At 70.9% G+C, this 15,195-nt stretch carries 12 protein-coding genes; 6 read left to right on the top strand and 6 right to left on the bottom strand.

Annotated elements, in window-relative coordinates:
- Positions 1–3: 3 nt before the first annotated feature.
- The 3 genes from ACWPQI_RS03645 to ACWPQI_RS03635 form a co-directional block, all read right to left on the bottom strand.
- The gene (locus ACWPQI_RS03645) at positions 4–768 is read right to left on the bottom strand and encodes an MlaE family ABC transporter permease (RefSeq protein ID WP_010594445.1); all 765 of its coding nucleotides are present in this window, start codon (positions 766–768) and stop codon (positions 4–6) included.
- Positions 769–1,228: 460 nt separating this feature from the next.
- Entirely contained in the window at positions 1,229–2,227 is a 999-nt protein-coding gene (locus ACWPQI_RS03640) for a 3-oxoacyl-ACP reductase (protein ID WP_474738644.1), read from the bottom strand.
- Positions 2,228–2,346: 119 nt separating this feature from the next.
- Positions 2,347–2,532, bottom strand: coding sequence for a ferredoxin (locus ACWPQI_RS03635; protein WP_010594447.1), 186 nt, complete (start codon positions 2,530–2,532; stop codon positions 2,347–2,349).
- Positions 2,533–2,711: 179 nt separating this feature from the next.
- On the opposite strand from ACWPQI_RS03635, the gene ACWPQI_RS03630 reads away from it, so the two are divergent.
- The 6 genes from ACWPQI_RS03630 to ACWPQI_RS03605 all read left to right on the top strand — a co-directional run bounded on the left by ACWPQI_RS03630 (position 2,712) and on the right by ACWPQI_RS03605 (position 11,152).
- Positions 2,712–3,890: an acyl-CoA dehydrogenase family protein gene (locus ACWPQI_RS03630; RefSeq protein WP_017680991.1), complete on the top strand. Its 1,179-nt coding sequence runs from the start codon at positions 2,712–2,714 to the stop codon at positions 3,888–3,890.
- A 23-nt stretch (positions 3,891–3,913) separates the two neighbouring features.
- A complete protein-coding gene (locus tag ACWPQI_RS03625; RefSeq protein WP_017680990.1) occupies positions 3,914–5,029 on the top strand; it encodes an acyl-CoA dehydrogenase family protein in 1,116 nt (371 codons plus the stop codon).
- Between the two features lie 59 nt (positions 5,030–5,088).
- On the top strand, positions 5,089–6,711 hold the full coding sequence (locus ACWPQI_RS03620) for a long-chain-fatty-acid--CoA ligase (protein ID WP_029540037.1): 1,623 nt from the start codon (positions 5,089–5,091) through the stop codon (positions 6,709–6,711).
- A gap of 69 nt (positions 6,712–6,780) precedes the next feature.
- A complete protein-coding gene (locus tag ACWPQI_RS03615) occupies positions 6,781–7,500 on the top strand; it encodes a helix-turn-helix transcriptional regulator (RefSeq protein ID WP_228287186.1) in 720 nt (239 codons plus the stop codon).
- Positions 7,440–8,588, top strand: coding sequence for a hypothetical protein (locus ACWPQI_RS03610; RefSeq protein WP_010594452.1), 1,149 nt, complete (start codon positions 7,440–7,442; stop codon positions 8,586–8,588). Before ACWPQI_RS03615 ends, ACWPQI_RS03610 begins: the two co-directional genes overlap by 61 nt.
- Positions 8,585–11,152, top strand: coding sequence for a multicopper oxidase domain-containing protein (locus ACWPQI_RS03605; RefSeq protein ID WP_010594453.1), 2,568 nt, complete (start codon positions 8,585–8,587; stop codon positions 11,150–11,152). Before ACWPQI_RS03610 ends, ACWPQI_RS03605 begins: the two co-directional genes overlap by 4 nt.
- A gap of 7 nt (positions 11,153–11,159) precedes the next feature.
- Here ACWPQI_RS03605 and ACWPQI_RS03600 read toward each other — a convergent pair whose 3' ends face one another.
- Genes ACWPQI_RS03600 through ACWPQI_RS03590 form a run of 3 tightly spaced genes read right to left on the bottom strand, consistent with a single transcriptional unit; the run spans position 11,160 to position 15,143 of the window.
- Positions 11,160–12,353 carry a cytochrome P450 gene (locus ACWPQI_RS03600; RefSeq protein WP_228287187.1) on the bottom strand — a complete coding sequence of 398 codons (1,194 nt, stop codon included), beginning with the start codon at positions 12,351–12,353 and terminating at the stop codon, positions 11,160–11,162.
- Positions 12,354–12,363: 10 nt separating this feature from the next.
- Positions 12,364–13,476 (bottom strand): NAD(P)H-dependent flavin oxidoreductase, encoded by a 1,113-nt coding sequence (locus tag ACWPQI_RS03595; protein WP_010594455.1) that lies wholly within the window; start codon positions 13,474–13,476, stop codon positions 12,364–12,366.
- An 11-nt stretch (positions 13,477–13,487) separates the two neighbouring features.
- A complete protein-coding gene (locus tag ACWPQI_RS03590) occupies positions 13,488–15,143 on the bottom strand; it encodes an acyl-CoA synthetase (protein WP_010594456.1) in 1,656 nt (551 codons plus the stop codon).
- Between the last annotated feature and the right edge of the window lie 52 nt (positions 15,144–15,195).

Raw genomic sequence — 15,195 nt, 5'->3', positions numbered from 1 at the left:
CGGTCACCCGCCCGTCAGCTTGATGCCGACGGCGGTGACGAGAAGGTTGACCACGAACAATGCCATGAAGGCGAACACGACCGTCTGGTTGACGGCATCGCCCACGCTCTTGGCGCCGCCCTTGACGTTGAGGCCCAGGTAGGCGGCGACGAGGCCGGCGATCATGCCGAACAGTCCGGCCTTGATCTGGGAGATCATCAGTTCGCCGAAGCCGGTGAGCAGGGTGATGCCGTTGACGAAGGCGCCGGGGTTCACGTCCTGGAGGAAGACGGAGAACGCGAAGCCGCCGAGGATGCCGATGGAGCACACCAGCCCGTTGAGCAGCAGCGCGACGACGGTGGACGCGAGGACCCGGGGCACGACGAGACGGTGGATCGGGTTGATGCCGAGCACGCGCATCGCGTCGATCTCCTCTCGGATGGTGCGGGCGGCGAGATCCGCGCAGATGGCGGTGGCGCCGGCACCGGCGACGATGAGCACGGTGACCATGGGGCCGACCTGGGTGACGGCACCGAGCGCGGCGCCGGCGCCGCTGAGGTCCGCGGCTCCGATCTCGCGCAGCAGGATGTTGAGGGTGAAGCTGACCAGGACAGTGAACGGCACCGCGACGAGGACCGTCGGCACGAGGGACACCCGTGCGACGAACCAGGCCTGGTCGACGAACTCGCGTCGCTGGAAGGGCCGGGAGAACACGGCCCGGGCGGTCTCACCGGTCATCGCGAAGAATCCGCCCACCGCGCGGAGCGGGACCTCGAGGAGGTCTACCACCGTCTCCTCCTCCGTTGGTTCGCTCGCCGGCCACGGCCGACGAGAGGTCAGCTTGTGACCCGCGTCATACTAACTAGAACGTGTTCATGTGTCAAAGACCGTCGCGACACGCCGCCGCCCGCGCGGCGGGAACCGTGCCGCACCGGCCGCGGCGCGACAGCCACGACGAACCCGGAATCGGGCTTCGAACTGGGAAGATGCCCACCCGGACCGCGGGATCCCCCACCCGTCCACAGCGCCCGGTCGCACGGGGTCGCGGCACCGAACCGGCGCGTCCCGCCGGATGTCGAGGGAGAGAAATTAGAACAGGTATCACCAGAGTTCACACGCCCGCGGTCGCGGCCGCGCACCCGGCGCGGCACGCCGGGCAGAGCCCGACACTAACCGGATCGGCCCGGGACGGCGCGATATTACCGAAGGGCGACCTTGCATGTCACTTCGGGTATCACCTAGCGGTGTTTCAGAGAGCGAGGGCCTGCGCGGCCGAGAAGGTGCGCGCAGGATCCCGGTCGTCGAAGTAGCTTCCGACGCGGTCGGCGAGGGTTTCCGGGGTCCAGCGGACGTCCGCGTCGAACCGCTGCTCGACGACGGGCGCGGCCATCAGCGCGACCATCGGGCCGTAGACGACGAAGACCTGGCCGTTGATCCGGTCCGCCGCGGGAGATGCCAGGTAGGTGACCAGCGCCGAGACGTGCTCGGGTGCCAGCGGATCCACCTCCCCCTCGGGCGCGGCACCGAAGACACCCTCCGTCATCGCGGTGCGCGCCCGTGGGCAGATGGCATTGGCCCGCACCCCGTACCGGGACAGGCCCCGCGCGGCGGAGAGGGTGAGGGCGGTGATCCCGGCCTTGGCCGCGCCGTAGTTGGCCTGCCCCTCGGGACCGAGCAGGCCGGCCTCGGAGGACGTGTTGACGATCCGGCCGTAGACGGGCCCGCCGGCCTTCTTGGACTCGCCACGCCAGTACGCCGCCGCGTTGCGGCACAGCAGGAAATGGCCGCGCAGATGGACGGCGATCACCGCGTCCCAGTCCTCGTCGGACATGTTGAACAGCATGCGATCCCGCACGATGCCGGCATTGTTGACGACGATGTCGAGACGACCGAATCGGTCCCGGGCCGTCGCGAGCAGGGCGTCGGCCGTGGTGCGTTCGGCGACGCTGCCGGCCACGAAGGCCGCGTCGGCGCCGAGGTCGCGGATCTCGGCGAGGGTGTCCTCGACGGCGTCCGACGCCGCGAGATCGTTGACGACCACCGCGGCACCGGCCCGGGCCAGCGCGACGGCCTCGGCGCGTCCGAGTCCGGCGCCGGCTCCGGTGACGACGGCGACCCGCCCCTCGAGACTCACACCGCCCTCGAGACTCACACCGCCCTCGAGACTCACACCGCCCTCGAGGCTCACGCCCCCGTCGTCCGCCGCCCCGTTTCCCGCGGGGCCGAGACCGTTGCCGCTTGCACTCATCGACGCGTTCTCCCTAGCGATACCGGGCGGCCGCCCGGGCCGCCGCGCTCCTGGTCGCCGCGGATTCCGGCGACCACCAGAAATGTAGAACGTGTTCTCGTTTCTGACAAGTGAACTCGTCAGGCCTCGCTCAGTGCCGCGCGGGGGCACTGCGCGATCGCCGTGCGCACGTCCTCCTCCTGCTCCGGCGCGATGGGGTGCGTGACGATCAGCTCGTCGTCGTCGTTCAGATCGAAGACCTCGGGCGCAATCCCCACGCACACGCCGTTCGCCTCACAACGATCGAAGTCGACCTTGACCTCCATGAACAGACCTCGCTTCTCGCTCGCACAACCGATCCGGCGCCGGTCGCGCGGGCTGGCGCGACGGCTCGAAATCCAGGCTAGAACGCGTTTCAGTTCTGTGCAATGATTCGGGAACATCGCCGAGCCGGTCCCGGTCCTCGGCCGTCGAACAGCTGCCTACCCGACGAACGGAGCGGTTCGTGGACATCGCGTACACCCCGCAGCAAGAGGAACTCCGCGCGCAGTTGCGCGCCTATTTCGCCGACCTGATGACGCCCGAACGACGGGAGGCGCTCGCCGCGACGACGGGCGAGTACGGTGCCGGCAACGTGTACCGGGAGGTCGTCCAGCAGATGGGCAAGGACGGCTGGCTCACTCTCGGCTGGCCGGAGGAGTACGGCGGCCAGAACCGTTCGGCCATGGATCAGCTCATCTTCACCGACGAGGCGGCCATCGCCGGCGCTCCCGTTCCGTTCCTCACCATCAATTCGGTCGCGCCGACGATCATGCACTTCGGCACACCCGAGCAGAAGGAGTTCTTCCTCCCGAAGATCTCCGCCGGCGAGCTGCACTTCTCCATCGGCTACTCCGAACCCGAGGCCGGCACGGATCTCGCGTCGCTGCGCACCACCGCCGTCCGCGACGGCGACGAGTGGGTGATCAACGGCCAGAAGATGTGGACGAGCCTGATCGCCTACGCCGACTACGTGTGGCTCGCATGCCGCACCGACCCGGCCGCGCGCAAGCACAAGGGCATCAGCGTCCTCATCGTGCCCACCACGGCCGAGGGGTTCTCCTACACCCCCGTGCACACCATGGCCGGCCCCGACACCAGCGCCACCTACTACCAGGACGTGCGCGTCCCGGCCTCCGCGCTCGTCGGCGAGGAGAACGGCGGCTGGGCGCTGATCACCAACCAGCTCAACCACGAACGCGTCGCACTCACGTCCGCGGGCCCGATCCTCACCGCGCTGCAGGAAGTGCGCGAGTGGGCGCAGCACACCCGCCTGCCCGACGGCCGCCGCGTCCTCGATCAGGAATGGGTGCGGATCAACCTGGCCCGCGTCCACGCCCAGGCCGAGTACCTGAAACTGATGAACTGGGAGATCGCCTCCGGCGCCGCGCCGCTCGGGCCCGCCCCGGCGTCGGCGAACAAGGTGTTCGGCACCGAGTTCGCGACCGAGGCGTACCGGTTGCTGATGGAGATCCTCGGACCGTCGGCCACCCTGCGGCAGAACTCGCCGGGCGTGCTGCTGCGGGGCCGGCTCGAACGGATGCATCGCAGTTCCCTGATCCTCACCTTCGGCGGCGGCACCAACGAGGTCCAGCGAGACATCATCGCGATGACCGCCCTCGGCCAGCCGCCCGCCAAGCGCTGACACTCCACCGGAAGGACAAGGCCGTGGATTTCACCCTCACCGAGGCACAGCAGGACCTCGCCGGGCTCACCCGCCGCATCGTCACCGAGATCGCCACCAACGACCACCTGCGCCGGCTCGACGCCGCCGAGGACCGCATCGACCACACCCTGTGGGACGCGCTCGCCTCGTCGGGCATCCTCGGCGCGGCACTGCCCGAATCCGTCGGCGGCGACGGCTTCGGGCCGCTCGAACAGACGAGCATCCTCGCCGAACTCGGCCGCGGTGTCGCCGCCGTCCCCTACCTGTCCTCGATCGTCGTGTCCGCCGCCGCCGTCGCCGAGTTCGGCAACGACACGCAGCGTCGCGACTGGGGCGAACCCGCCGCCACCGGCGAGCAGATCCTCACCGCCGCCCTCGAGGAGGAACTGAACGACGACCCCACGTCGCCGACCACGACGGCACGTCGCACCGACGGCGGCTGGATCGTCGACGGCACCAAGATCCTCGTCGACGCGGCACCGGCCGCGGACCTGTTCCTCGTGCCGGCGGCGACCTCGGACGGCGTCACCGTGCTCCTCGTGCGCCCCGCCGATCCCGGCGTGAGCGTGACCCGTCAGTACGACACCGGACGAGGCTGCCTCGGGACGCTGACCCTGACCGCCGCCGCCGTCCCCGACGATCGTGTGCTGGGCACCGACGGCCGCGCGATCACGGCGTGGCTGCGCGACCGCGGACTCCTCGGCTCGGCCGCATACCAGTACGGGGTGCTCGACCGGGCGCTCGAGCTCACCGCGGAGTACGCGCGCGAACGTGTGCAGTTCGATCGGCCGATCGGCAGCTTCCAGGCGGTGGCCCAGCGACTCGCCGACGCCTACATCGACGTCAAGGGTGCCCGGCTCACCCTGTGGCAGGCAGCCTTCCGCGCCGACGCCGGGCTGCCCGATACCGGGGAACTGCGCACGGCCGCGTTCTGGGCGGCCGACGCCGGGCACCGCGTCGCGCACACGCTCGTCCACGTCCACGGCGGAGTGGGTCTGGACGAGGACCATCCCGTGCACCGCTACTTCCTGGCCGCCAAGCACCACGAATTCCACCTCGGCTCGGCCACCGCACAGCTCCGGGCCCTGGGCGTGTCCCTCGCGGAAACGCCCGCGTGACAGTCCCGATCAGCGGAACCGGCACCTCGGCCGGCACGCACAGACGCCAGGATGCCCCCATGACCGACGCACTCACGGTGACCGCGCTCCTCGAGCGGCTCGCCACCGTCGACGATCGTGGCCTGCAGTTCGAGAATACGTCGCTGACGTGGCGCGAGCACGTGCAGGCCGGCCGGGATCGGGCCGCCCTGCTGCACGAACTGCTCGACCCGCGCAGGCCCCGGCACTTCGGGATCCTCATGGACAACGTGCCGGAGTTCTCGCTGCTGCTCGGCGCCGCGGCACTGTCCGGGTCGGTGGTGGTCGGGCTGAACACCACTCGCCGCGGGCAGGCCCTGGCCCGCGACATCGCGCTCGCGGACTGCCAGGTGGTGTTCACCGAGACCGCGAACGCCCGACTGCTCGACGGGCTCGATCTCGGCGGGGTGCGGGTGATCGACGTCGACTCCGCCGAGTGGGCCGCGCTGCTCGCCCCGTATGCCGGTGCCACCGTCGAACCGGTCCCGGCCAGCCCGACCGACCTGTTCATGCTGATCTTCACCTCCGGCACCAGCGGCGACCCGAAGGCCGTGTGCTGCACCCACGAGAAGATCACCGGCCCCGGCGTGATGCTCGCGGAGCGGTTCGGTCTCGGTGCCGACGACGTCGTGTACGTGTCGATGCCGATGTTCCACTCCAACGCGATGATGGCCGGCTGGGCGGTGGCGCTCGCGGCGGGGTCCGGGATCGCCCTGCGACGCAGGTTCTCCGCCTCCGGGTTCCTGCCGGACGTGCGCCGCTTCGGGGTAACCTACGCCAACTACGTGGGAAAGCCGTTGTCCTACATCGTCGCCACCCCGGAGGAACCCGGCGAGGCGGACAACCCCCTGCGCATCATGTACGGCAACGAGGGCACGGCCCCCGCGATCGCCGCGTTCCGGCGACGGTTCGGCGCGACGGTCGTCGACGGGTTCGGCTCCACCGAGGGCGGCATCTCGATCTCCGCGGCGCCCGACGCCCCGCCCGGAGCGCTGGGCCGACTGCCCGACGGCGTGCAGATCTTCGACCCGGACACCGGATCTCCCTGCCCTGTCGCCGAGTTCGACGCCGACGGCCGTGTCCTCAACGCCGACGTCGCGACCGGCGAACTCGTCAACGTCACCGGGTCCGGTCTGTTCGCAGGCTATTACAAGAATCCGGGGGCCGATGCCGAACGGATGCGCGACGGCCGCTACCACAGCGGCGATCTCGGTTACGTCGACGCCGAGGGCTTCGTCTACTTCGCCGGTCGCAGTTCCGGGTGGATGCGCGTCGACGGCGAGAACATCGCGGCCGCACCGATCGAGCGCATCCTGCTCCGCTATCCGGGCTTCGCCCAGGTCGCGGTCTACGCGGTCCCGGATGCGGACGTGGGCGATCGGGTGATGGCCGCCGTCATCCCCACCGCGACCGACGAGTTCGATCCGGTCGCGTTCGCGGACTTCCTCGACGCGCAGCCCGACCTCGGCCCCAAACAGCTGCCGACGCTGATCCGGGTGTGCTCCGACTTCCCGCGCACGGCCACCTTCAAGGTGCTCACCCGCACGCTCAGCGCCGAACGGTGGAACTGCACCGACCCGGTGTGGATGCGGTCGCGCGGTGACCGCGAATTCACCCTCCTGACACCCGACCTCGCCAGCGGTGCGCCCTTTGGGCGGTCCTGACCGCCCAAAGGACACACCGATCCGCGGCCGGGCTGGCCGTTCCCGGCCCCATTTACTACAGTTAATTCCGTGGAAAATAGTGATCCGGTTCTCGGGCCGGCACCTCCGGCAACGGCGGAGCCGCCGCCGCTGTCGGCCCAGCGCGCGACCGTCCTCGGCGACGTGCGCACCCATGCTCCCGTGCGCGTCGGCGACGTCGCCGGACGTCTCACCCTGCACACCAACACGGTGCGCGAGCATCTCGAAGCCCTCGTGGAACTCGGCCTGCTCGTCCACGACAGCGTCGGCCCGCAACCGGCGCGGGGACGCGGCCGGCCCGCGCGGTGGTACCGGCCCGCACCCGCCGCCGACCCCTCCGTCTCCGCGCGCGACTACGCCGGACTCGCCACCGCCCTCGCCGGGCACCTCGCCCGCACCAGCGCCACTCCCGAGTCCGACGCCCGCGCGGCCGGTACCGACTGGGGCCGCGACCTCGTGCGCGAGTACCGCGCCTCCGGCGACCCCGACCGGACGGTGCTGACCCTGCTCGCCCACCTCGGCTTCGACCCGGTCGACGACGGGCCGCTCCGCGGCGTCGCGCTCCGCCGGTGCCCGCTGCTCGCCGCCGCCCGCCGTTTCCCCACGGTGGTGTGCCAGGTCCACCTCGGTATCGTCGAGGGCGTCCTCGCCGAACTCGGCGCTCCCACCGGGCCGGGCCTGGACCTGCTGCCCTTCGCCGAACCCGGCGCGTGCCGGCTCTTCCTGCCTACGCCCGCCGCACCGCCACGGCCCTCGGGGCGGCAGCCGTGAACGAGCGTCCCGTTCCGACACGCGCGCTGCTGCTCTTCCCGGGCGGGGTGGCCCTCCTCGCCGGTCTCGACGCCGCACTGCTGCTGCTCGGTGTGCCCGCTCCGGTCGACAGCGACCGGCTCCCCGAGGTCCACGGCGTCGTGCTGGTGCTCGGCTTCGTCGGCACGGTGGTCGCCCTCGAGCGCGCTGTCGCACTCGGACGCCGCTGGGGGTATTCCGCGCCGATCTGCCTGGGCGCAGGCGGTCTGCTGCTCGTCGCCCCCGCCCCCCGAGGTCTCGCCGACGGCCTCCTCGTGGCCGGCAGCGCCCTGCTCGTCGCGGTGTACGTGCCGTTGTGGCGGCGCACCGAGGACGTCGCGGTGGTCGTGCAGGCGGCCGGCGCGGTCCTCGCGACGGGCGGTGCACTGCTGTGGCTCGGCGGCGTGTCCGTCCCCGACCTGCTGCCGTGGTTCGTCGGCTTCCTCGTGCTCACGATCGCGGGGGAACGCCTCGAGCTCGCGCGGGTGGCGATGGTCGGCACCGGCGCGGAGCAGCTCCTGGTGGCGAGCGCGGGGGCCGTCGTGGCCGGCGTGCTCGCCACCCTGTTGTGGCCGTCCGCCGGGTATCCCCTCCTGGGCGCCGCGCTGCTGGCCCTCGTCGCCTGGCTGGCCCGGTTCGACGTGGCCCGCCGCACGGTCCGCGCGGCCGGACAGGCCCGGTTCACGGCCGTGTGCCTGCTCGCCGGGTACGGGTGGCTGGCCGCGGCGGGACTGACGTGGTTGCTCGTCGGCCCGGTCCGGACGGGCGGCGGGTACGACGCGGTCGTGCATGCGGTGATGCTCGGCTTCGTGCTGTCGATGATCCTCGCGCACGCCCCGATCGTTCTCCCGGCCGTGGTGCGACGGCCCCTGCCGTACCGCCCCGCCATGTACGGGCCCGCAGTGCTGCTGCATGGGTCCCTGCTGCTACGCCTGGCGGTCGGGGACGTCCGCGGCGTCGGATGGGCCGTCACCGTCGGCGGGGTCCTGAACATCGTCGCGGTGCTCGCCTTTCTCGCGGTGGCCGCGTACTCGGCGCTGCGACCGGCGCGGACGGAGGCGCCGGCATGAGCCGCGGCGGATGGCACCTGCGGGCGGGGACGATCGTGTTCGCGTGGTTCGTCGCGCTCGTCGTCGTCGCGCTCGCTCACCGGTTCGTGCCGATGTCCGGGTGGCTGCTGGTGCATCTGCTCGGACTCGGGGCGGCGAGCAACGCCGTCCTCGTCTGGAGCCGGCACTTCGCGGACGCCCTGCTGCGCCGCCCGCCGGCGACGAGTCGTCGACCCGAAGCGCTGCGGCTGGTGGTGTTCAACGCCGGCGCGGTCGCAGTCGTCGCGGGCATGCTCGGCCGCTGGTGGCCCCTGGTGCTCGCCGGCAGCGTCACGGTGGCGGTGATCGCCGCGATACACGCCGTGATCCTCGTCCGGCACCTGCGGGCCGCGCTGCCGTCACGCTTCGGCGAGACCGTCCGCTTCTACATCGTGGCCGCCGCCCTGCTGCCGCTGGGGGCAGGTCTCGGCGCCGCGATGGCGAACGACGCGCTGCCGGGGACGCTGCACGAGCGGTTCGTCGTCGCGCACGCCGGAGTCAACCTGTTCGGGTGGATGGGACTGACCGTGCTCGGCACGCTGGTCACCCTGTGGCCGACGATGCTGCGCACCCGGGTGGCGCAGCGGGTGGAGACGGCGGCGCGGCACGGTCTGCCCGTTCTCGCCGCCGGGCTCGGCGCCGGAGTGGCCGGGGCGATCATGGGGAGCACTGGGCTCGCAGCGGCGGGCGCGCTCACCTACCTCGCCGCAGCGGTGTACGTGCTCGAACCGCACCTCGCGGAGATCCGTCGCCGCACACCCGCCGATTTCGCGACGATGTCCGTCCTCGCGGGGGTGACCTGGTTCCTCGTGAGCGCCGCCTACGTGGCGGTCGCGCTGGCCACCGCACCCGGCTGGACGGCCGCCGCCGGCCGTATCGGCACGGCCACCGGGATCCTGCTCGCCGGCTTCCTCGTCCAGGTGCTGCTCGGGGCCCTGACGTACCTGCTCCCGGTGGTCATCGGCGGGCGGGCGGCCGTGCAGGCCGCGACGGCGGAACTCGAACGCGGCGCGGCGTGGCGTGTCGCGGTGGCCAACGGGGGCCTGGTGCTGTGCGTGCTCCCGGCGCCGAGCCTGGTGCGCGTCCTGGCGTCGATGCTGGTTCTCGTCGCCCTCGCCGCGTTTCTTCCGCTCGCGGTACGCGCGGTGGTGGCCGGCCGCCGGGCCAAGGGCACGCCGTCGCGGCTCGGCAGGCCCGAACCGATCCCCGCCCGGCGGCGTCTCGGTGTGGCCGCCGCGGGCCTGGGTGTCGTCGTGGTGGCCGCCGCCGCGGGCGTGGCGGCGGATCCCGCGGCGGCGGGCATCTCCACCGTGCGCGCGGAGGCGGTCGAGGTCACGGGCGTCACCACGGAAGCTCAGGTCCGCATCGAAGGGATGCGGTTCGTGCCCGACGTGATCGACGTTCCCGCCGGAAACCGCCTCGTCGTCACCCTCACCAATTCCGGTACGGATCGGCACGACCTCGTCCTTGCCGACGGAACCCGAACCGAGCGCCTCGCTCCCGGCGACTCCGCCACTCTCGACGCCGGCGTGATCGGCAGCGACGTCGACGGGTGGTGCTCGGTCGCCGGCCACCGGCAGATGGGCATGACGCTACGGATCCGCGCGACCGGCGCGCCGGCCCCGGACGCGCACGCCGATCATGCCGCGGCGACAGCCGGCACATCGCTCGCCGCCACCGACGTCGCTCGCAGCCTCGGTGCCGAACCGGGACCGGACTTCGTCCCGCACGACCCGGCGCTGCCCGCGCCGATGCCGGAGCACCGCATCACCCTGACCGTGACCGAATCCGAGCGTCCCGTCGCCCCCGGAATCACCCAGCGACTGTGGACGTTCGGCGGCACCGCACCCGGTCCCACCCTGCACGGCAAGGTCGGCGACGTCTTCGAGATCACGCTGGTCAACGACGGGACGATCGGGCATTCGATCGACTTCCACGCCGGGTCGCTCGCCCCCGACGGGCCGATGCGCACCATCGACCCCGGACAGTCCCTGGTCTACCGGTTCACCGCGACGCGTGCCGGCATCTGGATGTACCACTGCGCCACGATGCCGATGTCCGTGCACATCGCGAACGGGATGTTCGGCGCCGTCGTCATCGATCCGCCGGACCTCCCGCCGGTGGACCGCGAGTACGTGCTGGTGCAGTCGGAGTTGTATCTCGGTCCGGCGGCGGGTGAGGCGGACGCGGCCAAGATCGCAGCGGAGGCACCGGATCTGGTGGTGTTCAACGGCTACGCCGGACAATACGACCACGTGCCGCTGCCCGCCCGTGTCGGCGAGCGGGTGCGGATCTGGGTACTCGCGGCCGGACCCGACCGGGGCACCGCGTTCCATGTCGTCGGCGGGCAGTTCGACACGGTCTGGACCGAGGGCGACTATCGCCTGCGCCCGGGCGTCTCCGGTGCGCAGACGCTCGGCTTGTCGCCGTCCCAGGGCGGGTTCGTCGAGCTGACCTTCCCCGAGGAGGGCCGCTATCCCTTCGTCTCGCACGTGATGGTCGACGCCGAGCGGGGCGCGCACGGGGTTGTCGAGGTGCAGCCCTGAAACGCGGCTACCCGAGCGACGCGGGCAGGCTCACCCAGCCGCGGGTGAACGACGACTGCAGGCGTACCCCCGCACCCGGGTCGACCGACACGTGCGGATACCGGGACAGCAATTCCTCGAGGGCGACCCGGGACTGCAACTTCGCCAGGTGCGAGCCGATGCAGAAGTGGGGACCGCTGGAGAAACCCAGGTGCCGCGGAATGGAGCGGGTGATGTCGAACTGCTCGGCGGTGTCCCCGAATTCGCGTTCGTCCCGATTGGCCGCGCCGTAGAGCATCATCACCTTCTCCCCCGCGGGAATCGTCACCCCGTGCAGTTCGACGTCGCGCGTGGTGGTCCGCGCCAGTCCCTGCACCGATCCCTCCAGCCGCAGCGTCTCCATCAGCGCGCCCGGGATCCGGGCGGGGTCGTCGACGAGCAGGGCGCGCTGGCGGTGGTCGGTGTCGAGCAGCATCACCGCGTGCGAGATCAGGTTCCCGGTGGTGTCGTTGCCCCCGGCGACCATGACGAAGCAGAAGCCGAGGATCTCCCAGTCGGTGAGCAGTTCGCCGTCGGACTCGACTTCGGTCAACGCGCTGATCAGGTCGTCGCCGGGTGCGCGACGGCGCTCGGTGATCAACCCGGCGAAGTACTCGAACATCTCGGCGACGGCAGCGGGGGCGCTCATGGCGTTCAGGTCGAACCCGGAGTCCTGCAGCGCCGTGAGGGCAGCGACCCACGGATCGAAGCGCGGCCGGTCGGCTGCCGGCACCCCGAGCAGCTCGGCCAGCACGAATGTGGGTATCGGCGAGGAGAACTCGCGGTGCAGATCCACCTCACGCCAGCCCGCGAAGGAATCCAGCAGCACTCGGACGAATCCGCGCACCGCGTCCTCGAGAGCCGCGACGCGCCGGGGAGTGAAGCCCTTCGCGACGAGTCCACGCAGTTGTCCGTGCCGCGGCGGGTCGAGCATGACGATCGTCGGCGCGAGACCCAGTTTTCCGATCTCGTCGGGTACGAACGTCAATCCCTGTGCAGAGGAGTAGGTGCCGGTGTCGCGCACCGCGTTCCACACGTCCTCGAAGCGGGACAGCGCCCAGAACGGCGGGATGCCGTTCCGGGCGCTGACGTGGCGATGCACCGGATCCTCGTCCCGCAGCATCCGGTAGGCCGGGTAGGGGTCGGCCAGGAACTGCGGGTCGAAGGGATCGTAGACGGTCACCACCGGTCCGTCACCGGGCCGCGTTCAGCCGGTCGACGGCCTGCTCGTACCCCGCGACGAGCTCGGCCATGATCTCCGCGACCGGCCGGATCTCGTTCATCCGGCCGACGATCTGCCCTACGGGCATCGCGACGACCTCGGGATCGTCCGCGGCGGCGATCCGCTGGTGGGCTTCGCTCACGAGCAGGTTCTGTAACGGCATCGGCAGTGGTGACGGCGCCTCGGGCTTCGACCACGCCTCGGTCCACTTCGTCTTGAGCAGGCGGGCGGGCTTGCCCGAGTAGATCCGCGAGCGCACGGTGTCGGACGACGACGCGCCGAGCAGCGCTCGCTGGACCGACGACGGGCCGGCCGCGGCGGCGCCGAGCTTGTATTCGGAGGTGGTGAGCCAGTAGGAGCCCATCCACACTCCGGACGCGCCGAGCGCGAGCGCGGCGGCGATCTGCCGACCCGACCCCACTCCGCCGGCGGCAAGTACCGTCGCCGAATCGCCGAGGGCGTCGACGATTTCGGGCCAGAGCACCATCGAGGCCACCTCACCGGTGTGCCCGCCCGCCTCGTATCCCTGGGCGATGACGATGTCGACGCCGTTCTCGACGTGCCGCCGGGCATGCTCGACCGCCCCGGCGAGCGCCGCGACGGGCACCCCCTTCTCGTGGGCGAGGTCGATCACGTCCTTCGGCGGGGAGCCGAGTGCGTTGGCGATGAGGGCCGGACGGTGCCCGAGCGCGACGTCGACGTGGGAGCGGGCGACCGAATGCAGCCATCCGAGGACACCGGCTGCGTGTTCGGCGGACTCGTCGAGCGGCGGCACGCCGAGTTCGGCGAGGGTGCGCTCGACGAAGGCACGGTGCTCGGCGGGGATGAGCTTGTCGAGGTCGACGGCGGACCCCTCGGTGGGGACCTTCGCGGGCATCACGATGTCGACGCCGTAGGGCTTGCCGTCGGTGTTCTCGTCCATCCAGGTGAGGACGTCGTCGAGTTCGGCCGGGTCGTTGAACCGGACGCAGCCGAGGACGCCGAGACCACCGGCCCGGCTGATCGCGGCGGCGACGTGCTCGGACGGGGTGAACCCGAAGATCGGGTACTGGATTCCGAATTTCCTGCTGAGATCGGTGTGCATCCCGGTCCCTTCTAGCTCGCCGCAGCGGAGCCGTTGGTGTGGTGGTCGTCCGCTGGGCGCTGCTCGGTCTGCTCCTTGGCCCACCGGTAGTCGGGCTTGCCGGCCGGTGAGCGCTTGATGGCGTCGACGTACCAGACACTGCGCGGGATCTTGTAGCTGGCGATCTGCGTCCGGGCCACCTCGACGAGGTCGGCCAGCGCCGGCCGGGTGCCGGCCCGGGGGGCGATCACGGCGGACACGCGCTGTCCCCAGCGCTCGTCCGGCACGCCGACGACGAGGACGTCGAACACGTCCGGGTGGGCCTTCAGGGCGCCCTCCACCTCCTCGGGGAACACCTTCTCGCCGCCGGTGTTGATGCAGACCGAGCCGCGGCCGAGCATGGTGACGGTGCCGTCGGCCTCGACCCGCGCGTGGTCCCCCGGGATGGAGTAGCGGACACCGTGGTACTCGCGGAAGGTCGCCTTGGTCTTGACCTCGTCCTTGTAGTAGCCGATCGGGATGTGGCCCTTGCGGGCGAGCACGCCCACCTGACCGGATCCGGGCTCGATCGGGTTCCCCTCGTCGTCGATCACGGCGGTGGAGGCGTCGATCTTGACGGTCGGGCCGCCCGCGTGGGTCTGTCCCTTGGCGACGATGCCGAGTCCGCCGAAGCCGGTCTCGGACGAGCCGATCGAGTCGGTGACGACCGTGTTGGGCATCAGGTCCAGGAAGCGCTCCTTCAGCGCCGGGGAGAACAGGGCCGCGCTCGACGCCATCGCGAACAGCGACGACAGGTCGTACTTCTCCCCCGTCCCGGGACGGCCGCTCTCGAGGGCGTCGAGCATCGGGCGGCCCATCGCGTCGCCGGTGATGAAGATGACGTTGACCTTGTGTTCCTCGATGACCCGCCACACCTCGTGGCCGTCGAACTCGGGATGCATGATGACCTTGCCGCCGCTGAACAGCGACTGCAGCACCGCCCACTGGGCACCGCCGTGGATGAGCGGCGGGATCGGGAAGCGCACCAGCGGCGCACCCGAGGCACCGGTCTTGGCGAGTTCCCATTCGTCGGCGACGTATTCGCCCGTCATGAAGTTGATGCCGCCGCCGAGCACGCGCCACACGTCCTCCTGACGCCACATCACGCCCTTGGGGCTGCCGGTGGTGCCTCCGGTGTAGAGGATGTAGAGGTCGTCGGCGCTGCGTTCGCCGAAGTCGCGCTCGGGTGAGCCCTGGGCCAGGGCGGACTCGTAGTCGACGCCGTCGTAGCCCGAGTAGTCGAGATCGGTGCCGTCGTCGACCACGACGACGGTACGGATCTGCGGACAGTGCGGCAGGACGGCGGCGACCTTGTCCGAATAGCGACGCTCGTGGACGAGCGCGACCATGTCCGAGTTGTCGAAGATGTACTGCAACTCGTTCTCGACGTACCGGTAGTTGACGTTCACCATCACGGCACGGATCTTGAACACCGCGACCATCGCCTCGATGGCTTCGATGGTGTTGCGGGAGTAGATCCCCACCTTGTCACCGGGCTTCACACCCTGTTCCTGCAGATAGTGGGCGAGCCGATTGGCGCGCTCCTCCAGCTGCGCGTAGGTGACCTCACGTCCGTCCGACGCGAGCGCGACGCGGTCGGGAACAAGGTCGATTGCGTGCTCTACGAGGTCTGCGATGTTAAGGGCCACGACACAAAAGTAGAACGTGTTACCGTTTCTGACAAGACCCGAATGAGATCCA

The sequence above is a fragment of the Rhodococcus sp. LMD genome (genome assembly GCF_056108245.1).
Note: the sequence above shows the minus strand (reverse complement) of the source record. Positions and strands in the feature narration are given on the sequence as shown.

Excerpts from the sequence above, each read along its gene's own strand:
- ACWPQI_RS03620 (WP_029540037.1), top strand. The coding sequence starts at position 5,089 with ATGACCGACGCACTCACGGTGACCGCGCTCCTCGAGCGGCTCGCCACC.
- ACWPQI_RS03635 (WP_010594447.1), bottom strand. The coding sequence starts at position 2,532 with ATGGAGGTCAAGGTCGACTTCGATCGTTGTGAGGCGAACGGCGTGTGC.
- ACWPQI_RS03640 (WP_474738644.1), bottom strand. The coding sequence starts at position 2,227 with ATGAGTGCAAGCGGCAACGGTCTCGGCCCCGCGGGAAACGGGGCGGCG.
- ACWPQI_RS03605 (WP_010594453.1), top strand. The coding sequence starts at position 8,585 with ATGAGCCGCGGCGGATGGCACCTGCGGGCGGGGACGATCGTGTTCGCG.
- ACWPQI_RS03595 (WP_010594455.1), bottom strand. The coding sequence starts at position 13,476 with ATGCACACCGATCTCAGCAGGAAATTCGGAATCCAGTACCCGATCTTC.